We start from the raw sequence: 24063 nt of genomic DNA on the forward strand, positions 1-24063 counted from the left end.
TGCGGTATACTTTCCGGGAAGCGGTGAATGCCAGTGCAATTCCTGTTTCGAAAAAACAACGGGCTTAACGACCGTTACGGAGGTACACCGTATGAAGCAAAACAAATATGATGAGGCCAGCTTTTTTGAAAATTACAGCCGGATGCCGCGCTCCACAGGCGGACTTGAGTCCGCCGGAGAATGGGGGACTTTCCGCACGCTGCTGCCTGACCTGCAGGGTCAGCGGGTACTGGATCTGGGCTGCGGCTTCGGCTGGCACTGCCGGTATGCCCGTGAGCAAGGGGCCGTATCTGTAGTGGGCATCGATCTTTCTGCGAATATGCTGGAGCGGGCCAGGGCAATGACCCGCGATCCGAAGATTGAATACCTCCAGCTGGCAATTGAAGATGCCGCTTTCGGTGCGGATGAATTCGATACAGTCATCAGTTCACTTGCCATTCACTATGTAGAGGATTTCGCCAGCCTCTGCCGCCAGGTCTACTATTGCCTGAAGCCTGGCGGAGCCTTCGTGTTCTCGGTCGAGCATCCCATCTTCACCGCGCTCGCCGCGCAGGATTGGCATTACGGTCCTGAAGGCGGGAAGCAGCATTGGCCTGTTGACAATTATCATTTCGAAGGACCGAGGCAGGCTAGTTTCCTCGATCATGAAGTTACGAAGTACCACCGTAATGTTGCTACCTACATTAATACGCTGATCGGTTCCGGCTTCACCCTGACCCGGATCTCCGAGCTGCAGCCGACTGCGGATATGCTGGAGAACAATGCTGCCTGGCAGGAGGAAACCCGGCGTCCAATGTTCCTGCTGCTCTCTGCGGTGAAGAATTAGCCGGTATAGCTTTTGAGAAACAGAATTGCGGTTCTTCATAACTCACTCATCAGCTTGTGGGAGGACTGAGATTCCGTTATTTGTGCAAAACGGGTGATTTCACAGGGCAAGCGGACTCAGATTCCGTTATGGGGCCGGTTATTGCTCCTTTTGAGCTGAAATCAACAGGATAACGGAATCTCAGTCCGTTTCAGCCGCAAAAGAAGGCCTTTCCGGGAAATAGGGGCCTCTCAGTCCGCTTCCTCCGCAGACCAAACAGCCGCCTGCCGGGAATCCGGCGAGGCGGCTGTTGCACTTACCAGGGAATCCCGTGAAGCTGCGGCTGCGTTCCGGAGAATCCGGCGAGGCGGCGGCTGCGTTCCGCGGAACCCTGCGAGGCGGCGGCTGCGTTCCGCGGAACCCTGCGAGGCGGCAAATTGTTACGGTTGAATTTGGATTGCCGGCTAATTCATCGCCGCTCCATTTACTTGCCGTCCAGCAGATTGCCCAATCCGCCGAGGATGCTGCCCTCTTCCTTGCGCCCGGAAGGTCCGGCGGCCGACAGAATACGGTCAGCCATCCGGCTGAACGGCAGCGACTGCACCCACACCTTGCCCGGTCCGCGCAGGGTGGCGAAGAACAGGCCTTCGCCGCCGAAGAGCGCAGTCTTCACACCTTTGACCATCTCGATATTATAATCGACAGAGGATGTCATGGCGACGAGACAACCGGTGTCGAGCTTGATGGTCTCTCCAGGCTGCAGCGTCCGCTCCAGCACATGACCGCCCGAGTGAACGAAGGAGAGTCCGTCTCCTTCGAGCTTTTGCATGATGAAGCCTTCACCGCCGAAGAAGCCCGCCCCCAGCCTGCGCTGGAATTCAATGCCGATCGACACGCCTTTGGCTGCGCAGAGGAAGGAATCCTTCTGGCAGATGATTTTGCCGCCGTACTGCTGAAGATCCAGCGGAATAATCTTGCCCGGGTACGGGGCGGCAAAGGTTACGCTCTTGCGTCCATATGCCCCGCTGTGCGTGAAGACGGTCATGAACAGGCTTTCCCCGGTCAGCAGCCGTTTGCCTGCTCCCTTCAGCATGCCCATCAATCCGCCGCCGCCCCGCGAGTTGCCGCTGCCGTCACCAAAGATCGTCTCCATCGTAATCTCCGGGTCCATCATCATGAAGCTGCCCGCTTCGGCAATCACGCTCTCCCCCGGGTCGAGCTGCACCTCCACACACTGAATTTCCTCACCCATAATCGCATAGTCAATTTCGTGAGCACTCATTCCCTTACATCCTCCCTCTACATTCTGAGCATAGTGTAACCTCGGGCCATGCAGTTTGAATGAAATATATACGCGCGCTCACACCTCACGGTTTCAGTATCCGGGGACACCCGGGAGGTGAATGTGCGACCTGTTGCGCAGACGAATATGTACATATTTTACCGAAAACAAATTAACAGAAGATAATATGCCAAAATGTTGCAGATATTACAACTTCGATTCACTAATGCCGGGGTGTGCGGACGAATTGTTGTAGGAAATACAAGAATCCTCTCGGTAATCGGCTTGGAGGGGGCAGAATGCTGCATTTCATACAACAATTTCCGGTTACGGTCGATATAACGGGCGGAATGTTGTATTCTGTGCAGGATTTCTCAAAAAAAAGACCAGCTGGACTTAAGTCCGCTGACCTTTCATCATCCCCGTATACGGGGTTCACATTGCATTGTTCACATTCACCGCGCCATCCTGAGTCTTGGCTAGTGGAGATGAAATCTTCGGAGCCTTGACCAGCTTCGGTCTGCCCAGAGAGGTTGTAAAAGTAATCACATATCCGGCCACAACTACAGCCATCACTGTGTACAGGGTCTCTCTTAACGGCATATAGAAGAGGGACAATGCCAGAACAATTACATCCATCAGGATAAATACGGTTCCTACCTTAATTCCTTTCCATTCACTGATCAGCAGCGACAGAATATCGTCCCCGCCGCTCGCCCCGCCGCCTCGCAGGACCATACCTGCTCCTAGACCTGTCAGTACACCTGACAACAATGCCGCAAGCGGCAAGTTATCCTGCAGATCAATAACCCATCCGGAATAGCGTTCCATCAGTCCGTAGAATACCGTGAAGGCTGCTACAGAGATGAAGGTGTTCACCACGAACGATTTTCCTTTGAATATGATTGCGATTAAGAGTACTGGAATGTCTAAAATCAGGATCGATAGTGATGGTGAAATCCCCAGCACATATTTGCCGAGCAGCGACAGCCCTACGAACCCGCCCTCAGTCAAATGGTTCTGATAATTGATGTGATAATACGTAAATGCAAGCAATAGTGTTCCGGACAAAATAACGGCTAATCGGAGCGGCATACTCATGCCACTGTCTTGTTTCCTCATACTCGGTCTCCCCTTATCGTAAATGGCGGCTAGACGTCCCACCAGCCTCTACGAGGGGTTAAACCGGAGGTGTTGCTCCTTCGCATACAATACTCCCTTCCCTCATAGAGGCGGCCATCGTCAATTAACAACGGTACTCGCACATTCTACAGGGAAGCTAAGTATAAGACAGATCATAACGTTTCCAAATCGTCCTTTGGGGAATCGTCCTTCGGGGACACATGGTATCCTGATCCTTTCTTTAGTTTGATATGTTCTGAATAGATTATACCACGCGGAAGGGGCAGTCTAAACAGTTTCCATTAAAAATAAGCAATCAGCCCTGATTCCGCAGCAAACGGTTGACAGTTTCCCGGCGTACACCTATTAATTGCCCGATCTCTTCCTGTGTCAGCAGATCTGTCAGCTGTGCGCCATGAGAGTATTCGTTCAGCCAGCGGGTCAGCAGCGCCATGCGTTCCCCGGGCGTTCCGACTGTAAGATGGTCGAGCCGTGTCTGCATGAACCGCACCTTCTCCTGGAGCAGAAGCGCGATCTCCATCACCTTCTCAGGGTCCTCCCGCAGCTCCCGGTACCATTCCGCAGCGGGAATGAGCTCGACCTCACTTTTCATCATCGCCACCGCTGTTCCATGCGCCTCCTTCGGCGAAATGAGGGAATGATGGGGAACTGTCTCACCCGGATACAGCAGGTTGAACAGCACCATGTTCCCGTTCTCATGCAGTCTTGTCACCTTGAACAGTCCGCTTTTCACCCGGTACAGGTTCTGGCCGCCGTCACCCTGACGGAACAAGACTTCCCCTTTGTGCAGAATCATTTCGCATTCTCCTTTGCCTTCTCTTTATATATATTTTTAATTATACCGAAATACGACAATAAAATGGAGCGTGCAAACAAAGAAACCGTATGAATGCAGAATGTTGCTCTGCTTCCATACGGTTCAGGACAGGAATGATTATGTTATTACAATGCGAGCGGCTTCTTCCAGAGGCCCAGCATCAGCCCGGAAATGACGGAGCCGATCAGGACGGCCAGCAGGAACAGCAGCGCGTTACTGGATAAGAAGGCTACGAACACGCCTCCATGCGGCGCAGGAACATTGATATTCCACAGCTGGGTCAGTCCGCCGGCTACGGCTGAACCCACGATACAGGAAGTGAGCACACGCAGCGGATCTGCTGCAGCAAACGGAATGGCACCTTCGGTTATGAACGACAAGCCCAGCACGTAGTTGGTTATTCCCGATTTGCGTTCCGTCTCTGTAAATTTATTCTTAAAGAACGTAGTGGCCAGCGCGATTGCCAGCGGAGGCACCATCCCTCCGGCCATAACAGCGGCCATCATCAAGCCGTTCGTGTTGCCGCTTGAGGTGAACACACCGATCGCAAAGGTGTATGCTGCTTTATTGAACGGACCGCCCATATCGATGGCCATCATACCGCCAAGCACCAATCCCAGCAGTACTTTGTTGCCTGTACCCAGATGGTTAAGCGCATCGATCATACCTTCATTGATCCAGCTGAATACCGGATTGAACAGATAGAACATAACTGCGCCGGTAATAAGCAAGCTGAATACCGGATACAGGAGAATCGGTTTCAGACCGTCAAGGGTACGCGGCAGGCCAGAGAAGGCTTTGCGGAGCATAACAACCACATAACCGGCCAGGAAACCGGCAGCCAGGCCGCCCAGGAAACCCGCATTTGCATTCAGGGCCATGATGCCGCCGACCATACCAGGCATCAGTGCCGGGCGGTCGCCGATGCTAAGTGCGATAAATCCGGCCAGGATTGGAATCAGGAAGTGGAACGCCCCGTCTCCTCCGCCGATCGTCTGCAGCAGCTTCACCAGCGGATTATCGACACTGGCTACCTGTTCAATCAGGAAGGAGATCGCCAGCAGAATCCCGCCGCCCACTACGAACGGCAGCATGTGGGAGATGCCATTCATCAGGTCTTTATAAATCTTGCTTCCGATTGTACCGGACTTCGCCGATGCGGCACCATCCTCATTACGGCCGGAGCTGCGGTAGATTGGCGCATTGCCTTGGACTGCGATGCGGATTAATTCCTCTGACTTGCGGATTCCATCACTTACCGGACGCTGAAGTACAGGCTTGCCGTTGAAGCGGTCCATCTCTACGTTCTTGTCTGCAGCGATAATAACTCCGCTCGCCCGGGCAATCTCATCCGCAGTCAGCACATTCTGCGCACCTTCAGAACCGTTCGTCTCTACACGGATGTTAACTCCCATCTCTTTGGCTTTCTTCTTCAGGGCATCTTCAGCCATGAAGGTATGGGCAATTCCCGTAGGACATGCTGTCACAGCCACAACAAAGCTCTGCGAATCCGGGTTCCCGGTGATCATCCGTGCAGGTTCATCCTGCGGCGCCGCTGTCTTCCGGGCTTCTTGCTCCGCAGCTGCCTTAGCTTCCGCTTCCGCCTGAGCTTCGGCCTCAGCTTGCTTGGCATCGAACAAGCGCGTTACTTCAGCAGGAGTCTTGGCACTCATGAGCTGTTCGATGAATTCGCTTTCAATGAGCAGCCTTGACAGCGCAGCCAGTGTGCGCAGGTGCATATTTCCAGCTCCGTCCGGCGCAGCGATCATGAAGAACAAATGAGCCGGCGCTTCATCCAGGGAAGCAAAATCTAGTCCGGCGCTGCTCTTGGCGAACACAACCGTCGCTTCATTCACAGCTTTGGTCTTGGCATGAGGCATGGCGATGCCTCCGCCAATTCCGGTGCTGGACTGGGCTTCACGGTCCAGTATCTTTTCTTTGAACAGCTTCACGTCATTAATGCGTCCGCTGGCCGCGAGGCTGGCAATCAGTTCGTCGATCGCCGCTTCCTTCGTTGTAGCCTGCAGCTCCATAATCATAGTTTCCTGTATCATCAAATCTGTAATTTTCATTAATCTCAACTCCCCGTTTTACTTAAAATCTTTCATTATCTCGTTTACAGCTGGGAAATTACAACGAGCGGCCGAAGCTGTTCAATCTTCTGTCTGTCTGCCAGATCGTCCGAGAATGCCGTTGCGCTTCCTGAGGCGACGCCGGCACGGAATGCCTCCAGCACATCTCCGGTCAGCGACAAGGTCCCCACAAACCCGGCGATCATGGAATCTCCAGCACCTACTGAATTCTTCACCTGCCCCGCAGGAGCAGCCGCATGGTAGACACCTTGCTCGGAAATAAACAATGCGCCTTCACCGGCCATCGATACCAGCACATGCCTGGCCCCCGCTTCCAGCAGCTTACGCCCGTAGGTGATAATCTCCGCCCTGGTGCTGATCTGAGCGCCGAACAGCTCTGCCAGCTCATGGTGATTCGGTTTGACAAGCAGCGGTCCCAAGGGCAACGCGTCTTTCAGCGCCTGTCCCGTTGTGTCAATTACAAACTCCGCCCCCTTCTGTTTGCATACTGCGATCAGCCTGCTATAGAAATCTCCGCCAAGTGACGGTGGAGTACTTCCCGACAGAATAACAACATCCCCCTGCTTCAGGGCATCCAGCTTGTGCAGCAGAGAAGCGGTCTCGGGCAGCGAAATCTCCGGTCCGGCTCCGTTAATTTCCGTTTCTTCCCCGGCTTTCAGCTTGATATTGATCCGGGTATCATCCGCTATATGAACGAAATCACTTGCAATCATCTCCTGGCGCAGCCACTGTTCAATATATCCGCCCGTAAAACCGCCAAGGAATCCGGTTGCCGTATTCTCGACCCCCAGCTGCTTCAGTACGCGGGATACATTGATTCCCTTCCCTCCGGGCAGCTTCATATCCCGTTTCATCCGGTTTAACCCGCCTAGTGTAAACTCTTCAACCTCCACGATATAATCGACGGAAGGATTAAGTGTCACTGTATAAATCATCATTCATCCCTCATTTATAATGTTTGTCTTCTTAACACACTCACACTAATGTATAATCGACGTCCATCCTCTCCAGCTCCCGGCGGAAGTTATCCGGCGTATCCGTATCAAGAATGCAGTGATCCATCTCCTGCAGATCCGCCACTTTACAAAAGGAGATTTGCCCGATCTTGCTATGGTCTGCGAGCAGAATGGTCTGCTTTGCGACAGCAATCATTTTGCGCTTGGTTGCAGCCTCCAGCATATTCGGAGTCGTGATGCCTTCACGTATATCCAGCCCGTTGGTTCCAAGGAAGGCTTTGTCTACCCGAACCATATCCAGTGAGCGTTCTGTCATCGGTCCGACAAAAGCCATCGTGTCCGGCCGCAGCATTCCGCCTGTAATCGAAACTTCGATATGGCGGCAATCCTTCAGCTCATTAAGCGCCATAATCGAGTTGGTGATGACCTTGAGATTACGGAATGATTTCAGCGCCCGGGCAATATGCAGCGTAGTCGTTCCGCCATCCAGAAGAATAGCATCGCCTTCCTCAATCATCTCCACGGCCTTGCGGGCAATCCGCAGCTTCTCATCAAGGAACCGGTCTTCCTTATCCGGAACAGCCGCTTCAAAGTTCACACTCTGCAGGGATACCGCCCCGCCATGCGTACGTTTCAGCAGCCGTGCTTCCTCAAGCTCCTTGAGATCGCGGCGGACCGTTGATTCTGAGACGGACAGCTCCTGGCTCAGCTCCTGAACCGATGCTCTTGTATGGTTCTCAATAAACTGCAGAATACTCAGCTTCCGTTCTTCTTCAAACATGCGCCTCACTCCTCGGACTTGCAGCACCTGCTGCCGGATTCCTTTTATACACAATCGTCTATTTGCGTTCGCGATTATTGGTAATTAAATTCGAATAAAAGCTCATTCGTGACTGATATTGATCATTTCTGCTCATTTATGATTGTAACAGCGTTTTCATAAACTGTAAAGTGCTTTTTTATCCGCTTATTTTTTACGGAAAAAGCTTATAATATGCCTTATACAGCGGCTTTTTCCGTTATCCGCTGATCGAATGGCTGCATGGATGCTCATCTCTGCTCATTTCATCCGGAAAGGGGCAAATAACGGCTGCAGCAAATAACCACCCGAACGCCTATTTCACAAACGCGGTCAGCGACATATTTTATATTACATATGGGGAAAAGCGGGTGAACAGGAGATGGCCTATAACAATAATAATTATGGATCCGGCTATACAGGCGGTAACAACAATAACACTAGCGGAGGTGCGGACAAATCCTCCCCTGCAGAAGCGGAAGAACTCAGTGCCGAAGACTATGCAATCATTGCCGCAGGTTTTGGGGCATTAGGTGAAATCTTTGCTTTTCTCTCCCTGGTCAAAGCCAAACAGGTCACCAAAGAAACCGGAGGACAGGCAGGCTTTGAAGTGGACCCCATTCTATTCGTACAATCACGAAAAAAAAAAGCAGCCAGACGAAAATCCCGCCGGCCGCGTTGATATATTCTTTTGCTTATGAAATCTTCAAAGGGAGAACCTGATGCTTGGCGAATATAGAGTCCACCTTCCCGCGTTGCTCCTCCTCATCAAGGAAGACAATGACTATAATATGCTCCAGCTCGGCATGCCTGGCATAAGCCTCCGCATCCTCCTGCGGAATGCCAATACCGATCAGACTTACAGTAAGACCATCCGTTTCAATATCGGCTCCAGCCAGTTTGCGTGCAGCCGGACCCGCAGCCACAGCAGTATCGGCCAGCATATCCAGTCCCACTCCTAACCCGCGGGCTGTACCGAACAAGCCCTCATTGCCTTCCCCGCTCTGCGTAGCACCAATTCCGGTATCATGGGTGATGATCTCCAGCGTATTTTTCTGCTTCGTGACTGCAGATATATTCTTCGATTTGATTCCATTCTCTTTCAATTCCCCAATCGCCAGTGCAGCATCGCTCCGATGTCCAAAAATCCCGAGTACCAATGTAGGCATCTAACATCCCTCCTGTTATTGCGATATTACCACTCTGCCTGCAGCTTGAACCTGACGGGAAGTCTCTGCGTTAGTGAATCATTCTCTCCTAATTCGGTTATAAAGATAGAATCAGGCAAATGATATACAGCAGTCTTTTAAAATAAGATAGAACGCTGCTGCTCCTGATGCGTATACATAAACATAAATCAAGAGATTGGGGGGGCTGCTGTGCTTCAAAGCAAATATTTCCGGACATGCCTGGCCATTATCGCCTTTTTGACGATACTGTATCTGGGTTCCAAAGTTATTTTCCTATTTACGCCGCTCGTATCCATCTTTAATCTGCTGCTTGTGCCAATGATGCTGTCGGGCTTCATGTATTATCTGCTCCGCCCGCTCGTCAACTTCCTGGAGACCAAAAAACTTGGACGTGCACTCTCGATTCTCCTAATCTATCTCGTCTTCATCGGTTTGTTCGTACTGTTCTGGGTGCTGGTCTGGCCGACCCTGCGTGAACAAATCCAGAATTTCATCGATAATACGCCGTATCTGGTAGAGGGGCTGCAGAATCAGTTCAACAAAATCCAGAATGATCCGTCCTTCTCACGTTTCTTCAAAGGCGATACCGATTTAACAACAAGGCTTACAGAGTACGTGAATAGTGCCATCACTTGGGTGACTAATTCCATGTCCAACCTGATCGGTGTCATCTCCAGCATCGTAGTAGTCATTGCTACTCTGCCGATTATTCTCTATTACATGCTGAAGGATGGATATAAGCTGTCACCGATTCTTCAAGGCCTGATTCCAAGAAAGTACCGCAAGGAAGGCCAGGATATGCTGAAGGATATCGACAGTGCGCTAAGCGGCTTCATCGTTACGCGCGTCCTGCTGAATGTGGTGCTGGGCATCATGCTCTACATCGGATTTCTGTTTATCGGCCTGCCGTATTCACTACTGCTAGCCGTTATTTCTATTCCGCTTAACTTCATTCCTTATGTCGGCTCATTGCTGGCAGCGATTCCGGTGATTATCGTAGGATTCATTGAATCCCCTTCAATGGCACTCTGGTCTCTGATCATCATCGTCGTTGCCCAGCAGATTCAGGACAATGTGCTGTCACCGATTATCTATGGTAAATCCCTGGATGTACATCCGCTGACAACCGTTGTGCTTGTCCTGATAGGCGGCGACTTCTTCGGCATTATCGGTGTGCTCATTGCACTGCCTGTATATATGATTCTCAAAATCCTCTTCCTGCGGATTTATGAAATCATTATCGCTGAGCGTGAGGATGATCCGGGCGGTCCCGGGCCTATAGCACCGGCAGGGATTGAGGTTGAGATTGTTAAGGAAGAGCAGTTGTAATTCTGTTGTAGTTCTGTTGTAGTTCTGTTGTAGTTCTGTTGTAGTTGAGTTAAACCTGCTTTGAGTGTTAAATTTCAAGACTGAATTCACCCAAAGGGCGCGTCCGGCTGGAGCCGATGGGGCCTGTGCAAGCTAATACAAGCTCATGCAGGCCATGAAGCTTATAAGGCAAGCACGCATCGCTCCACTCAGACTACCGCTGGGGTAGCTCCGGTAGAATCAAGAGCACTAATGCCCTTCATTTGCTCATTCGGGGCGCATCCAATGAAATCAAGAGCACTAATGCTCCTCATTTGCTCATTTGGAACGCATCCGGTGGAATCAGAGGGATTTATCCCTTTAATTTTCCCATTCCGCCCACTTTCGGCGGGAACAGAGGGATTTATCTCTTTAATTTCGCCATTCCGTCCACTTTCGGCGGGATCAGAGGGATTTATCCCTTTAATTTTCCCATTCCGCCCACTTTCGGCGGGATCAGAGGGATTTATCCCTTTAATTTTCCCGTTCCGCTCACTTCGGCGGGATCAGAGGGATTAATTTAGACGGATCTGCCACAATTCCAAAGAATCTTATCCATAACTGCTACGCAGATCTTATCCACAACAGTCAAACATCATATGATCCAAATAACAAAAACAAAAAAACGGGCAAATCTCTAAATAAGAGGTTTGCCCGTTTTGCTGAACCTTCCGAAGCCTTCCGTTCCGCTATCTCAGCCCCGCAGAGAGCGCACTACAAAAATGTGATTGCCCTTCAGCAGGTTCTGCCCGTCGCGGAGCGTAACTGAACCCTTGGTGTGCGCTACTATGGTCGTATTGAGGGCAACCAGCTGATCGCCTTTCCAGATTGTGACCGCCGACTTGAAATATACCGCGTTGTCAAACTGCTGGCGTTCCCTCATCACGTACCCTACGGAATGGAGGACCGGGGGCAATGCCCTCTCCTTGGGAGCCAATGCCTTGATGAACACAATGTCACGAAAAGGGACGGCAATCTCCTGATGTCCGATTACGGCTACTGAAGCTGCAGGGTCCCATCTGCGCAGCACGCCTTTCATGATCGTATATGGCTCTTCTCCGCAGTACATAATGACCGGTCTGCCTACCCAATGCTTCATGGCTCCACCCCCTTCGCTGTGTCCGTGCTACTTATACATTCGGTATGGACCAATCGATTCCTGTAAGCCCGTGCGACTCCAGATAGGAGTTAGCCTGAGAGAACGGATGGCTGCCGAGAAATCCGCGGTGGGCCGAGAACGGACTTGGATGCGGAGACTGAATAACCTTATGTCTGCTGCGGTCAATCGAAGCCCCTTTGAGCTGGGCATGACTGCCCCACAGGATGAACACCATCGGTTCTGTCCGTTCATTCAGCTTCTCCATGATGGCATCTGTAAACGTCTCCCAGCCCAGGCCTTTATGCGAGTTCGGCTGGCCTTCACGTACGGTCAGCACTGCGTTAAGCATCAGCACCCCTTCTTCTGCCCAGTGGAGCAGAGAACCATGGTTCGGCACAGGTACGCCCAGATCATTATGCAGCTCGGTATAAATATTGCGCAGTGACGGAGGAATCCGCACTCCCGGCTCGACCGAGAAACTCAGGCCATGAGCCTGTCCCGCCCCATGATAGGGGTCCTGACCCAGAATGACCACCCGGGTCTTGCTGTAAGGCGTCAGCTTCAGCGCTGAGAACAGCTTGTCTTTTGGCGGATAGACTGTATATTGCTTATATTCACGTGCCAGCGCATAACGCAGCTCTTCAAAATAGGGCTTATGCGTTTCTTCCTGCAGAACCTCATCCCAATCATTGCCGAACATCCCGTTCTCCTCCTGCTTGCTTCCCTGTAGTATTCATTCATTACCTGTTATTAACCAGATCCCGCAAAATTTATTTGCGCCCGTAATCTGCTTTGATCTCGCCCCATACCTTAGTCTGCCATTTCAGCACCTTATTCTCATATGTATGGCTGCGCAGCCAGCTCTCCGCCCGGTCAATCAGCGTCCAGATTTCCTCTGTGGAAGCATCCCGGGGCAGGGTAGTAGCAACCTTCTTCTGCTTCACCCACTTCATAGCATTCACGGAGTCGGTATAGACCGTACGGCTGCTGCCTTCCTTCTTAAGCAGAGCCAGCGCATGGACTATCGCCAGAAATTCCCCGAGGTTATTCGTCCCCTTACTGATTGGACCGCAGGAAAAAATAATGTCCCCGGTCTGCGTGTCTACGCCTTTGTATTCTACCGGTCCGGGATTGCCGCGGGTGCCGACATCTACAGAGATGCTGTCATAATCAATCTCCTCCGACGTTTCTACCGAGGCACTGCGGCTCCAGCTGTTTGCCGTTTTACTCTTGGCACCCGTGCCGTTTGATGCCGCACCTGTTCCCCAGTTGCCTTTCCAGCCCGCCTTATAAGCCGTATCCGCTGCCGCTCTGCTCTCATAAGACTTATATTTCGCTCCGGTATAATGATCGGTCTGCGCCTGGCATTCTGCCCAAGTGCTGTACACTCCCGGCTGCTTGCCTTCCCACACTACATAGTATTTCTGCTTAGCCATGAATACAGCTCCTTCCTGCACGCCTCATGAATCATCAAAATCATATTGTAATCCAAACCGCGGCGATATTGAAGTGCAAATAAGCCCAGCGCCTGCTGTGAGCCGAAATATAAATTGGATAATTCCCAGCAGGCGCGTTCATACTATTAAGGCCGCATTATTCCAGTACAGCAAGCGTAGTGTTGACGATAGTCTGGAGCTTGTCAATATCCCGGGTGGCTTTGACCATGACCCGCAGCCCGACGAGGGCATTGTGCAGATAAGCAGCAAGCGCAGAGGCCTCATGCCGGCCGGAGATCTCTCCGCTAGCCTGTCCGTGCCGGATCAGCCGTTCGATGAGATGTTCGGTATTCAGAAAAGCATCATTCGCTTTGGTTGCTGCTTCCGGATCATGATTGGACAGCTCCACTGCGGTATTCACCAGCAGGCAGCCCTTGGGCTCGTCTTCACTCCTGTGGATCGTTGCTTCGAACAGCAGGGTGATTGCAGCTTTGGCAGAGGAAATGCCTTCGATACGGCCCTCCATCCGGGAGGCGTTGATGGCTGCGAACCGCTCCAGTGCTTTTATATATAAAGTATGCTTGTCTCCAAATGTGTCATACATGCTTCTCTTGTGAATCCCCATGCCGGTTACAAGATCCTGCATCGAGGTTTTCTCATAGCCCTGCTGCCAGAAGATATTCATCGCCTTTAATAGTACGTCATCAATGTCGAATTCTTTGCTTCTCGCCATCATCATGCTCCTTTCTGGGTCAATTTTACCATTTATAGAACGATCGGTAAATATTATTATGCTATTGTGAATTAAATCACATTAATTCCGCACTAATCATTCTATATTAATTTTAAAGGAAAAACAAATCTGCAGCAACACACACCCCAAGGAGGTTATTTACATGAGAAAGCTCGCAGCAATAGCAGCCGTATTCACTCTGACCCTGCTCGTCGGATGCGGCAACTCGGCAAACAACAATGCGGCAAATACAAACACGTCCGCAAATAACGGCAATACGGCCACGGCCACCGAAGCACCGGATGCTGTAACATCGGTCTCCGTCGTTGATAATAATGAAGCCTTCAAGAAGGCGATCAGCAAAGACGGCCACTGGATCGCCGCAGTCCTGAACGACCTGACCTTCACGGAAGAGCTTGTGGTAGACGGACAGTTCATCAATAAGGAAGAGCCGGCCCGCAAAATCGCGCTCTATACCCAGGATGCAGATCACAACATCACCAATTCCTTCACACTTACCGCTCCAAAAATGACAATCCGCAGTGAAAATGCCCGTATTCAGGGCGGCACCTTTGTCGGGGATGTCTACGTAGAAGCTGACGGCTTCGCCGTTGTGAATGCTACCATTGAAGGCAATGTCTACTTCTCGGATGCCAAATACCAGGCTACCTACACGGCCGCTGACCAAGGTAAGGTAACCGGTGTGACTGAAGTCAAGAAATAAGTTATTCTGTACAGGAGGTGTTCCCTTCAGGGCAATCTTGCCGGGGACACCTTTTTGCGGTTTTTACCAGGAAAAGAGGTGCAGAACCCATGTTATCCGTCCGTAAGTCCGTCATACTCTCCCTATTGCTGCTGCTCACATCATCCTGCAGCGGGCAAGAAGAGAAACAACCACCGCAATACCGTATACAGTCCGGCCATGATCTTAGTATTCTTACGACTACCGACACACACTATTTATCGCAAAGCCTGAGGGATCTCGGGCCTGCCTTCAATCAGTTTCTGGCTGCCGGGGATGGTAAACAGCTGGGATACAGCAACGAAATGATGGAAGCCCTCGGATACGACATTGGCATCCGCAAGCCCGATGCCGTCATCATTAGCGGAGATCTCAGCAACAACGGTGAAGAAGCCAGCCATAAGGACCTGGCCAAACATCTGAAGACCATTGAACAGGAGACCGGGACCCGGGTATATGTGATACCCGGCAATCACGATATCCAGAATCCCTGGGCCCGTAAATTTAAGGGTAAGCGCCAATATTCTGCAGATTCCGTTACCGCCAAACAGTTCCGCAAGATCTATGGCAGCTTCGGTTATGATGAAGCGCTGCTGGAGGATAAGGACTCGCTGAGCTATCTGGCTGCCCCGTCAGATGATCTTTGGCTGCTCATGCTCGATACTGCACAATACAAAAATAATCAGGATCTGGGAAATCCACAATTGGAGGGCAAGGTGAGCGCTTCGACACTGAAATGGATTGATGCGTGTGGTGAAATGGCTGCGGCACAAGGTGCGCAGATCGTAGCGGTCATGCACCATAGCCTGCTGGATCACAGTGACTTCATCCAGGAGGGCTTCACTGTCGATGATAACGGGCAGGTTATTGACGCCCTGCTGCGCAATAATATCCATACCACACTCAGCGGCCACATTCATATTCAGGATATAAGTGAATATCAGAAGGACGGCAACAGCATCTATGACATCGCAGACAGTGCATTATCGGTATTCCCGCATCAATACGGCATCTTAAACTATTCAGCCGCCAATCAGACCCTGGATTACAATACAGCTAAATTAGGGATGGAGCTGTGGGCCGCAGCATCGGGTAGCACAGATCAGAATCTGCTGCAGTTCAACACTTACAGTGAAGCGAATTTCCGCAAGCGCTCCGCGACCCGCAGTTATTCCCGTTTGACCGCGGACACAGCGTATGCTAATTACACGGATGCCGAGCTGAATGCGATGGCGGATGTGGTCGGCCGGCTGAATGAGATTTATTTTGCAGGGACCGCCAGTACTGACAATGCAGCTGTAATCGCCACGGAAGGCTACCGCCTCTGGCAGAAGGCCCCCGCCAGCGGGACTAGAAGCTATGTCCTGGGAATGGCTGCGCGGGAAACGAAGAACAATCATGAGCTGCATGTACAGCTTCCGGCCCGTTGATGTGTTTGAGCATGAAGGATTGCGTTTAATTTAGGGCTGTACAGCAATATCAAGACTGCTGAAGCGCTAAGGAGGATGACAAGCCAATGTTCAAACGCATGGATGAAATTATGATTGAAATCCCGGACGTCGAGAAACCAGATCCGAATGCTGCTGCGGCTGTACAGGAACTGCTTGGCGGTAAATTTGGTGAGATGTCAACACTCAACAACTATCTGTATCAGTCCTTTAACTTCCGTTCCAAGGAGAAGCTGAAGCCCTTTTACGATCTGGTTATGAGCATTACTGCAGAGGAGTTAGGCCATGTCGAACTCGTCTCTCATGCTGTAAACAAATGTCTAAGAGGCTCCACGGATTATAAGAAGCCGGACTCTACTCCACTGGATGCTGTAAAAGATGCCCGGCTGTCCTATCACTTCCTGGCCGGAGCCCAGGGTGCCATGCCGTTCGATTCGATGGGTAACCCCTGGACCGGGGCCAATGTGTTCAACAGCGGCAACCTGGTGGAAGATCTGCTGCATAACTTCTTCCTGGAATGCGGGGCCAGAACACATAAAATGAAGGTCTACGAAATGACCGACCATCCGGCTGCGCGTGCTGTTGTCGGTTTCCTCCTTGTCCGTGGAGGCGTTCATGTGGTCGCTTATGCCAAGGCACTGGAGATTGCCACAGGCGTCAATGTAACCAAGCTTGTGCCGATCCCTTCCCTGGACAATAAATCGTTCAATGAAGCCAGAAAGTATGAAGAAAAAGGCGTGCATACGAAGCTGTACACCTGGAGCGATAAGGATTTCAGCTCCATTGACCAGATCTGGAAGGGCACCCATCCAGAGGACGGGCTTCCGCTTGAGGTTATTCAGGGCGTGCCTGAAGGTGTTCCGATTCCTGAGGCCCCTGAGTCCAAGGAGGAATTCGCACCGGGGATCTCGGCCGAGGAATTCAAGGAGATTGCCAAACGGCTTAAGATGGCCGGTAATATCAAGGATTAGCGGCTAGGGTCTGCGCATAAATAATGCGGCGGACACAGCTGGCTGAAATAAAGAAGCGGATGTTCCGGAAGCCCTGAGTGAAAGGCTGCGGAACATCCGCTTTGTTGTGCGGGAAGGTGCAGGCGGTGTTGCGGATAATCCGCATAAACCTCAAGATTCGCTGAATCTCTGACATTTAGAGAATCAGGATTCGTAACAAAAGGAAGCTGCCGATTGCAGAACACCAGTAATGTATTCCGAAACCCTGACATGCACCGGATGAACCAGATAGGCTTCCAGATCCGCCATGCTCTCATATTGCACAATCAGCATCAGATCGTAAGCGCCGCTGCGGACATCCACCTCCACCTTCAGTTCATGGATATGCGCGATTTGACCACGCATGCCCAGAAGCACTTCACGGGCTTCAGCAATGCGCTCCGGGCTGCCATCCTTCAGCTTGATTAACAGATTGTTCGTAATCATTGAACCGTTCCCCTTTCATTCTGAGGTTCGAGAAGCAGTGTTGTGCTTGCCGCTTCGCGGCCATTTACCAGCAGCGTCACGGTATGTTGTCCGGGATAATGCCTTCGTGTGGTCAGGTCGGCCCAGCGGTGCGTCCGTACACCAGCCAGTCTGGAACCGCCGGGGACGGTTTTGTCTGACAACAGAAAGAGCTTGCGGGAGGTCTTTCCTCCTGCCTTCACGAAGTCTATCCCGTATTCAATGCGGATACGCACCGGTTCACCTTCCCGGATCGTGAGGGCATACTGCAGTTCGCAGTGGTCACCGATCCGCACCTCAGCCGGTTCTGCCGCGAGGACAGCCGCGGTGACCAGCGGCGCACCGCTCTCTTCAGGAGCATAACCGAACAGCTCCATAATCTCAGGGTCCGCCTTACGGATCAGCGACCGGCAGCCATGCCGCACAATCCAGTCCGTATTCACATTGTTGCCTTTCCAGCGGCGGGCTGTCTCAATGACGACGGCCGGATGATCCTTCGCGATATCGTTCAGATTGTTGGCGACACTCTTGCGTACATAGAGCGACGGGTCCGCCTTCAGCTTCTCCAGCAGCGGCAGCACCGGGGACGGATCGCGCTTGAACACCGGCAGCGCCTGGCCCCATGGGAGACGGGGCCGGCTGCCTTCGCTGGCCAGACGCCGCACATGCTCATCCGGATGCTCTGCCCAGGCCAGCATCTGAATCATCATCCTCTGCGGGTCCCGCAGCATGAACGGCCTGACGGCGAACTCTGCCGAGGATTTCGGCGTGAACCGTTCCAGCGCCGCCATGGACAACTCCCAGTGCTCCTCCCTGCCGCCAAACACCTCGACGAAATCAGGGAAGATCAGATAGGGAAATCCGACACAGTCTTTATCGATGGCGTACAAAATATCTAATGCTTCTTCATAACATGATGGCAGGAATGCCCCCAGTGTCTCCGTGATCCGCCGCATCCGCGCCTTAAGCTCCAGTTCCTCCCAAGGCTCTTTCATCGCCGCAGCGGTGAAGTCGTCCGTATCAAATGAACCGTATACGGCCTGGATCTTCGCGCCGAGGCTGCGCAGAAATTCCTTGTTGTACATTGCTTTTAATGGTTCCGCCATCCTATGATTCCTCCTGCTGATTGTGTTCAGATCACTTGTCAGAACAGCGTAACATAACAAACTGGACAGCCTTATGTCACGTTAAGTTCGGTAATGTATTGTGTGAGGCTGATTGGTCTTCAAGTATCAAAAGAATGCCGCCGGATAGATCAGCTCGCCCTTCACCTTCTCCAGCGCCCCTTCCTGCAGCTCATAAACTTGAAACACCTCATCCGGTACAGTGAATTGCGTCAGCGCAAGGCCATAGGCGCGCGCGGGCGTGAAGCCGAATTGTGGATAATAGCCAGGGTGCCCGATCAGCAGAATTATTTCATAACCCAGCCGCCTGCTGCGTTCTATGCCTTCGCGGATCAGTGCTGCGCCAATTCCCTGACGCTGCATCTGCAGATCGACTGCGATGGGGGCAAGTACGATTACTTCTTGTGAATGATTCCCGTCCAATACCTTGGCACGGCTTAATAAAATATGCCCAACTACAGCGCCATCCTGCTCGGCAACAATGGACAGCTCCGGCACGAACTCCTCCGAAGCTCTGATCCGCTCAATCAGCCTGGATTCATCCTCACGGTTCCCGAACGCCTTGACATTCAGTTCAAATACTTGACTATAATCCTGCGCTGTCTCGGTTCTTATCTGCATCTGAGTTTCCCCTTCCATAATAACGGTTATGCCGGTCAGTTAATCAGGCGCTCCACTTCTTCAATGCTTTTCTTCGCCCGGCTGTTCAGCGCCCGTTTGTCCTTGAGTCCGAGCTGCTGCAGCTCATGGCCGGGGTCTGTCACCAGCGGCTGTGTTACCACACTTTCAAGCAGCTGCACGGCGACCCGGCAGGCGCTGAACAGCTGCTCGCGGGTAATTACTATTTTATGGGCGCGGATGATTTCTACCAGAGCTTCGGCATACATCAGTCTGACTATACTGTCTGCGCTCATCAGGTTGCGGGAGGCAAACGAAGCTGTCTTGTCCACAATGACCGGGTCCTGATAGTTCTTGGACAAGGCTTCAAGCTGGGCAACAGCCTCCCAGTCCCTGATCGACAGGCGCCCGCACCCTTCCGCAATCATCTCCTGAAACCATTGAAGCTCCATTTCCCGGACAATGCCATATTGATTGTACTGCTTAAGGGCACCTTCACGGTGCATTTGGGCCGGGCTGCCCAGATACCGGATGAATATCTCCCGCGCTTGCTGTGTTTCTGCTTCCATACTGCCCTCCACCTTATTTCCTATATTTATTGTTCACCATAACCAGTACCGCCAGCGTAGTATAAACCGTCTTTCTCCCAACACTCACGAGGGAACAGCCACTTCATCCTCCGTCCGGCCTTCAAGCACAATCCCGGGAATATTTTCAACTATTTCAGAAAAGAAATCCTATTTTCAAAATCCGCTGTCTGTCGTAGAATAGTGTTTAAGATTCTGCACCGTTATATTTATACTACACATGGAAGGGGCTGGGATTATGCCGCAGACACTTGTCCAAAATGCTGATTTCTGGGTTGCCGCTTTATCGCAGACCTTCGTGTCCGCGTTGCAGCTTGACCCCGATGGAATGTACTCCCAGGTTGGAGTCGGAATTGTAGAGAAATTCTCCGAGGAATATGTGCGGCTCAAAAGATTCGACGGCACTGTCTCGCATTATGCCCGTGATATTACCAAATTCCAGCACAATCAAGCCTCACGCCGCTAACAGGTCTATGCTGTACTTTCCCCTTTGGGCCGGAGTTTTCCTGCTTGGGGAAGTGAATTTCAAAAAAGGCGTATACATGACCTGCTCATGTATACGCCTTTTGCCTGATAACAGGCCGCAGAATTGCCTTCTGAAGCAGTCAACTTATTCCTGCTGCTTCAGCGCTTAGAGGGCTCCACGCCTTCCATTGTCCAGAAATCCGTCCCGGTAAAAAACCGCTCTTTGCCTGCCGCCGCTTCCTTCTCTTCCGGAATAAATGCCCAGGCTGCACGCCTGGAACGCACCGGATCATCACCGGCTATGCCGTATTCCCGGTAAATGGCCGTCTGCATATTCCCGGGATTCCCCCAGGGGTCCCACCCGGAGGGATGAATATGCCCGCTCAGCCGGCAGTTCACAATATCCGTTCTGGCGTATCCGCGCCACGGACGTCCCAGATAGACACCGCTAACCCCCGGGTCCGACGTAAAATAACACTCGTTGAACAGATAGCCATACTCCTGATGCTGCGGCGTGGATGCCGCTGTGATGTAACCCGGCCCGTCGTTATAATGACGCAGACTGCGGATCTCACAATGCTCGAAATAAGCTGCTGCTCCGCCAAAAATAAAATCAATCGTTCCTTCGATATAACAATTCGTGTACAGCTGGCGGCAAACGGCGTGCTGCTCCTTAAGCGGAACGCCTCCAAAGGCCTTCCCATCTTTGGTATACGGCGGCAACGGTCCGGTGAATAGTGTATCCTGATGGCCCCTGAAGCTGCAGCTACGAAATAGGGTCTCATCACAATGGGCCGACACCGCTACAGCCTGCCCGATGTCATTTCCTTGCCCTGCTGTGTTCGCAATAATCAGGTTCTCAAGCATCAGCCTCCGGCCGCCGAGGAACAGTGTCGGTGTAGCAAAGGTTCCCTGCTCTTCTCCTGACTCGTCCGGCTCCTTGGCATGTCTGTTCATGGTGATTACCACTTCCCCGATGCCCACTATATTAAGATTAGACCGGTATATTCTTACCGCCTCTTGATACACACCTGACATAATATACAGGGTCACCGGCTTCTCCAGCGGATCCCGTTCAAGTTCATCCACCGCTGCCTGGATACTCTGGTAATCGCAAAATTCCCGCTTGCCCACCAGCATTGCTATCGTCCCCCTTAAGAAATAAGTTCTGTTCAAACCGGCAGTCCTTGACACGTAAATTATACCGCCGGCCGCAGCATTGTTCCAGATAAAATTTTAACGTGTGCATTTCAATAAAGTCTTGACTTGACGCGGCTGTAGCACTAAACTGAAATCGTTAACAATTCTATTTTCCCGGAGAGATGTCATGATTACCATCAAAGATATTGCACGCGTCGCTGGCGTCTCCCACACGACTGTATCCAGAGCGCTGAACGGCAGCCCGCTGATCAAGAAAGTCACCCGGGATAAGATTGAGCGAATCGCCGCGGAAATGAATTATGTGCCGAATTACAGCGCCAAGAGTCTGGTTACGAAGAGATCGTTCACCATCGGGCTGTTCTTCTCAAGCATTGAGCAGGGTACTTCAGCCAGCTTCCTGGTTGATGCTATCAAAGGCATTACGCATATCCTGGATGAGAACTACAATCTGACCGTTAACGGAATAGACGGTGTCCATAACTTCAGCAATATTCAGCCCCAGCGTTTCGACGGCATTCTGGTCATGAGCCAGAGCGATGAGGATAATGCCTTCATTTATCATGTGAAGAAGATGGGCATACCGCTTGTGGTGCTGAACCGCCAGCTGGAGGACCCGGGCATTATGAATGTGGTAGCCAATGACCGCGAAGGCGTGAAGGAAGCGATTGATTACGCTGTGCTTCAAGGGCACCGGAAGCTGGCTATTATTGAAGGGAAGCCCGGCTTCAAATCGTCCAGCGAACGCAAACAAGGGTTCATGGACAGCCTGATTGCAGGCCGTCTGGAGCTGAATCCCGATTATTTCGCTTCAGGGGATTACAGCATCGAGAGCGGCTATGAGGCGATGACGGCGCTGCTCAGCCTTGAGGATCAGCCTACCGCTGTATTTTGCTCCAACGATGATATGGCCATTGGCGCGATGAACGCCTGTTATGCCCATAAGGTAGATGTGCCGGGACAAATTTCGCTGATCGGATTCGACGACATTATGTTCGCCCGTTATACGAATCCTGCCCTGACTACCGTCCGCAAGCCCATTGCAGAGATCAGTGAACTCGGTATGAAAATGCTGATTCAGCTGCTGATCCAGCCCGAAACAGAGCCGCAGCAGCTATTCGTTAAGACCGGCCTCATGGTACGCGATACTGTCGCCAATATCTGAGCGCAGGGTTCTGCCGCAGTGAATTAACGGTATGTGCCGGGTTATCCGGCTTGCCCGTTTTGTATTTTCAGCAGACACGAATAACGTCTACAATGACGTCATTTCCGGGTTTGCTTAAAATAAAATGTTAACGTGTGCATTTATGACATTATATTTTAAAAGGAGATCATGACCATTATGACAAACCGTTTATCCAGAAGCACTCACCCGGAGTTAACCCTGCATCCCGAGCGAATGATCCAATTCGGTGAAGGCAATTTCATGCGCGCCTTCGTGGACTGGCAGCTGCAGCAGATGAACAACCAAGGCCTGTTCAACGGAAGCGCAGTGCTGGTACAGCCGATTGAACAGGGGCTTGGCGGATTCATGGCCGCCCAGGATAATCTCTACACCGTGCTGCTGAACGGCATTATGGATAACCAGACAGTCAACTCGCGGGAAATCATCTCTTCCGTCAGCCGCGTGATTAACCCTTATAGCGATTACGGGAGTTACCTTGCGCTCGCTGAGAATGATGAGCTGGAATTCATCACCTCCAACACGACGGAAGCCGGTATTGCCTATCTACCGGGCGACCGTGCAGACGGAACGCCGCCGAAGAGCTTCCCGGGCAAGCTGACTGCGCTGCTCCACCGCCGTTTCGAGCTGGGCAAAAAAGGCTTCGTCATCATCCCCTGCGAGCTGATCGACCGCAACGGCGAGAAATTGCAGGAGATTGTACAGCAATACGCCGCTGACTGGAATCTGGGCGGGGAATTCCTGCAATGGCTGAAGGAGGAGAATACCTTCTGCTGCAGTCTGGTTGACCGGATCGTTCCGGGTTACCCGCGTGATAAGGCCGCTGAGCTGGAAGCTGAATTGGGGTATCTGGACAATGTGATGGTTACGGCTGAGCCATTCCTGTTCTGGGTCATTGAAGGACCGGAATCACTTACTGAACGGCTGCCGCTGGCCAAGGCCGGACTGAACGTTGTGGTCACCCCTGATATGACTCCATACCGCGAGCGCAAGGTTCATCTGCTGAACGGGCCTCATACGGCTATGGTTCCTCTGGGTTTGCTGGCGGGTCTGGAAACCGTTGAGGATATTATGAATGACGAAACGTTCTCCCGCTTCGTGAAGCAGCTGATCGAAGATGAACTGATTCCTATGCTGGATCTGCCTGCTGAAGAGCTGCTGTCCTATGCGGATGCCGTGCAGGAACGGTTCAGAAATCCGTTCATCCGCCATGAGCTGACCTCCATCTCGCTGAACAGCATCTCCAAATTCAAAACCCGGCTGCTCCCGGTGCTGCTCCGCTATCAGCAGGAACGCGGCAAGCTTCCGGAGCGCATAACGCTCGCCTTCGCCGCTCTCCTGCTCAGCTACCGCGGTGACCGTGTGCCGCTGCAGGACAGTCCGGAAATCCTGGAGATTTTCACACAGGCATGGAGTGATCCGGCAACCTTCGCAAGCACTATTCTCAGCAACACCAGCCTGTGGGGACAGGATCTGTCCTTGCTGCCCGGACTGGAAGCTGAAATTAACGCCCATCTGCAGCAGCTGGAGAAGCAGGATTCCCGCGCCGCTCTGCAGCAGCTTGTCGGCTAAAGCAATAACTAA

At 52.0% G+C, this 24063-nt stretch carries 25 protein-coding genes; 9 read left to right on the forward strand and 16 right to left on the reverse strand.

Annotated elements, in window-relative coordinates:
* The first annotated feature begins 91 nt into the window (after window positions 1-91).
* Window positions 92-826 (forward strand): class I SAM-dependent methyltransferase, encoded by a 735-nt coding sequence (locus NSU01_RS23865; RefSeq protein WP_076245685.1) that lies wholly within the window; start codon window positions 92-94, stop codon window positions 824-826.
* 463 nt (window positions 827-1289) lie between these two features.
* Here NSU01_RS23865 and NSU01_RS23870 read toward each other — a convergent pair whose 3' ends face one another.
* The 6 genes from NSU01_RS23870 to NSU01_RS23895 form a co-directional block, all read right to left on the reverse strand.
* On the reverse strand, window positions 1290-2087 hold the full coding sequence (locus tag NSU01_RS23870; protein WP_039295387.1) for a TIGR00266 family protein: 798 nt from the start codon (window positions 2085-2087) through the stop codon (window positions 1290-1292).
* 435 nt (window positions 2088-2522) lie between these two features.
* Entirely contained in the window at window positions 2523-3209 is a 687-nt protein-coding gene (locus NSU01_RS23875; protein WP_076245687.1) for a YitT family protein, read from the reverse strand.
* Window positions 3210-3525: 316 nt separating this feature from the next.
* On the reverse strand, window positions 3526-4026 hold the full coding sequence (locus NSU01_RS23880; protein WP_042138790.1) for a Crp/Fnr family transcriptional regulator: 501 nt from the start codon (window positions 4024-4026) through the stop codon (window positions 3526-3528).
* Window positions 4027-4172: 146 nt separating this feature from the next.
* Window positions 4173-6119, reverse strand: a complete 1947-nt coding sequence (locus tag NSU01_RS23885) for a PTS fructose transporter subunit IIABC (RefSeq protein ID WP_076245689.1) — start codon at window positions 6117-6119, stop codon at window positions 4173-4175.
* A 44-nt stretch (window positions 6120-6163) separates the two neighbouring features.
* Window positions 6164-7075 (reverse strand): 1-phosphofructokinase, encoded by a 912-nt coding sequence (gene pfkB, locus NSU01_RS23890; RefSeq protein WP_042138793.1) that lies wholly within the window; start codon window positions 7073-7075, stop codon window positions 6164-6166.
* Between the two features lie 40 nt (window positions 7076-7115).
* Window positions 7116-7877, reverse strand: a complete 762-nt coding sequence (locus tag NSU01_RS23895; RefSeq protein ID WP_179093560.1) for a DeoR/GlpR family DNA-binding transcription regulator — start codon at window positions 7875-7877, stop codon at window positions 7116-7118.
* 400 nt (window positions 7878-8277) lie between these two features.
* On the opposite strand from NSU01_RS23895, the gene NSU01_RS23900 reads away from it, so the two are divergent.
* Window positions 8278-8577: a hypothetical protein gene (locus NSU01_RS23900; RefSeq protein ID WP_042138795.1), complete on the forward strand. Its 300-nt coding sequence runs from the start codon at window positions 8278-8280 to the stop codon at window positions 8575-8577.
* A 13-nt stretch (window positions 8578-8590) separates the two neighbouring features.
* On the opposite strand, the gene NSU01_RS23905 is transcribed toward NSU01_RS23900, so the two are convergent.
* The gene (locus tag NSU01_RS23905) at window positions 8591-9064 is read right to left on the reverse strand and encodes a general stress protein (RefSeq protein WP_042138796.1); all 474 of its coding nucleotides are present in this window, start codon (window positions 9062-9064) and stop codon (window positions 8591-8593) included.
* A gap of 210 nt (window positions 9065-9274) precedes the next feature.
* Here NSU01_RS23905 and NSU01_RS23910 point away from each other — a divergent pair, with 210 nt between their 5' ends.
* Window positions 9275-10414, forward strand: a complete 1140-nt coding sequence (locus NSU01_RS23910; protein ID WP_076245694.1) for an AI-2E family transporter — start codon at window positions 9275-9277, stop codon at window positions 10412-10414.
* A gap of 712 nt (window positions 10415-11126) precedes the next feature.
* Here NSU01_RS23910 and NSU01_RS23915 read toward each other — a convergent pair.
* The 4 genes from NSU01_RS23915 to NSU01_RS23930 all read right to left on the reverse strand — a co-directional run bounded on the left by NSU01_RS23915 (window position 11127) and on the right by NSU01_RS23930 (window position 13700).
* Complete coding sequence (locus tag NSU01_RS23915) at window positions 11127-11531, reverse strand: hypothetical protein (RefSeq protein WP_039295375.1); 405 nt, start codon at window positions 11529-11531, stop codon at window positions 11127-11129.
* A gap of 31 nt (window positions 11532-11562) precedes the next feature.
* Window positions 11563-12231, reverse strand: a complete 669-nt coding sequence (gene ung, locus NSU01_RS23920) for a uracil-DNA glycosylase (protein ID WP_039295373.1) — start codon at window positions 12229-12231, stop codon at window positions 11563-11565.
* A 70-nt stretch (window positions 12232-12301) separates the two neighbouring features.
* Window positions 12302-12967 carry a ribonuclease H family protein gene (locus NSU01_RS23925; RefSeq protein WP_076245699.1) on the reverse strand — a complete coding sequence of 222 codons (666 nt, stop codon included), beginning with the start codon at window positions 12965-12967 and terminating at the stop codon, window positions 12302-12304.
* Between the two features lie 157 nt (window positions 12968-13124).
* Complete coding sequence (locus NSU01_RS23930) at window positions 13125-13700, reverse strand: TetR/AcrR family transcriptional regulator (protein ID WP_076245702.1); 576 nt, start codon at window positions 13698-13700, stop codon at window positions 13125-13127.
* 163 nt (window positions 13701-13863) lie between these two features.
* Here NSU01_RS23930 and NSU01_RS23935 point away from each other — a divergent pair, with 163 nt between their 5' ends.
* From NSU01_RS23935 to NSU01_RS23945, 3 genes are all read left to right on the forward strand, one after another.
* Window positions 13864-14424, forward strand: a complete 561-nt coding sequence (locus NSU01_RS23935) for a hypothetical protein (RefSeq protein WP_042138799.1) — start codon at window positions 13864-13866, stop codon at window positions 14422-14424.
* Between the two features lie 89 nt (window positions 14425-14513).
* Window positions 14514-15872 carry a metallophosphoesterase gene (locus tag NSU01_RS23940; RefSeq protein WP_042138800.1) on the forward strand — a complete coding sequence of 453 codons (1359 nt, stop codon included), beginning with the start codon at window positions 14514-14516 and terminating at the stop codon, window positions 15870-15872.
* A gap of 86 nt (window positions 15873-15958) precedes the next feature.
* Window positions 15959-16861, forward strand: a complete 903-nt coding sequence (locus NSU01_RS23945; protein ID WP_039295366.1) for a manganese catalase family protein — start codon at window positions 15959-15961, stop codon at window positions 16859-16861.
* Window positions 16862-17044: 183 nt separating this feature from the next.
* Here the strand turns inward: NSU01_RS23945 and NSU01_RS23950 are convergent, their stop codons facing one another.
* The 4 genes from NSU01_RS23950 to NSU01_RS23965 all read right to left on the reverse strand — a co-directional run bounded on the left by NSU01_RS23950 (window position 17045) and on the right by NSU01_RS23965 (window position 19655).
* A complete protein-coding gene (locus NSU01_RS23950) occupies window positions 17045-17326 on the reverse strand; it encodes a Dabb family protein (RefSeq protein ID WP_042138801.1) in 282 nt (93 codons plus the stop codon).
* Window positions 17323-18450: a hypothetical protein gene (locus NSU01_RS23955; RefSeq protein ID WP_076245704.1), complete on the reverse strand. Its 1128-nt coding sequence runs from the start codon at window positions 18448-18450 to the stop codon at window positions 17323-17325. Before NSU01_RS23955 ends, NSU01_RS23950 begins: the two co-directional genes overlap by 4 nt.
* A 126-nt stretch (window positions 18451-18576) precedes the next feature.
* On the reverse strand, window positions 18577-19089 hold the full coding sequence (locus NSU01_RS23960; RefSeq protein ID WP_076245706.1) for an N-acetyltransferase: 513 nt from the start codon (window positions 19087-19089) through the stop codon (window positions 18577-18579).
* A gap of 35 nt (window positions 19090-19124) precedes the next feature.
* The gene (locus NSU01_RS23965) at window positions 19125-19655 is read right to left on the reverse strand and encodes a hypothetical protein (RefSeq protein ID WP_076245709.1); all 531 of its coding nucleotides are present in this window, start codon (window positions 19653-19655) and stop codon (window positions 19125-19127) included.
* Between the two features lie 256 nt (window positions 19656-19911).
* Here NSU01_RS23965 and NSU01_RS23970 point away from each other — a divergent pair, with 256 nt between their 5' ends.
* Window positions 19912-20139: a hypothetical protein gene (locus NSU01_RS23970; RefSeq protein ID WP_052421961.1), complete on the forward strand. Its 228-nt coding sequence runs from the start codon at window positions 19912-19914 to the stop codon at window positions 20137-20139.
* A 158-nt stretch (window positions 20140-20297) separates the two neighbouring features.
* On the opposite strand, the gene NSU01_RS23975 is transcribed toward NSU01_RS23970, so the two are convergent.
* The gene (locus tag NSU01_RS23975; protein WP_076245712.1) at window positions 20298-21278 is read right to left on the reverse strand and encodes a pectinesterase family protein; all 981 of its coding nucleotides are present in this window, start codon (window positions 21276-21278) and stop codon (window positions 20298-20300) included.
* A gap of 187 nt (window positions 21279-21465) precedes the next feature.
* Between NSU01_RS23975 and NSU01_RS23980 the strand changes: the two genes are divergently transcribed.
* Together NSU01_RS23980 and NSU01_RS23985 are read left to right on the forward strand one after the other, a co-directional pair.
* Window positions 21466-22461: a LacI family DNA-binding transcriptional regulator gene (locus NSU01_RS23980; RefSeq protein ID WP_076245714.1), complete on the forward strand. Its 996-nt coding sequence runs from the start codon at window positions 21466-21468 to the stop codon at window positions 22459-22461.
* A 177-nt stretch (window positions 22462-22638) separates the two neighbouring features.
* The gene (locus NSU01_RS23985; protein WP_083705619.1) at window positions 22639-24051 is read left to right on the forward strand and encodes a tagaturonate reductase; all 1413 of its coding nucleotides are present in this window, start codon (window positions 22639-22641) and stop codon (window positions 24049-24051) included.
* Window positions 24052-24063: the final 12 nt, after the last annotated feature.

The sequence above is a fragment of the Paenibacillus sp. FSL H8-0259 genome (assembly GCF_037963255.1).
Taxonomy (GTDB): domain Bacteria; phylum Bacillota; class Bacilli; order Paenibacillales; family Paenibacillaceae; genus Paenibacillus_AQ; species Paenibacillus_AQ phytohabitans.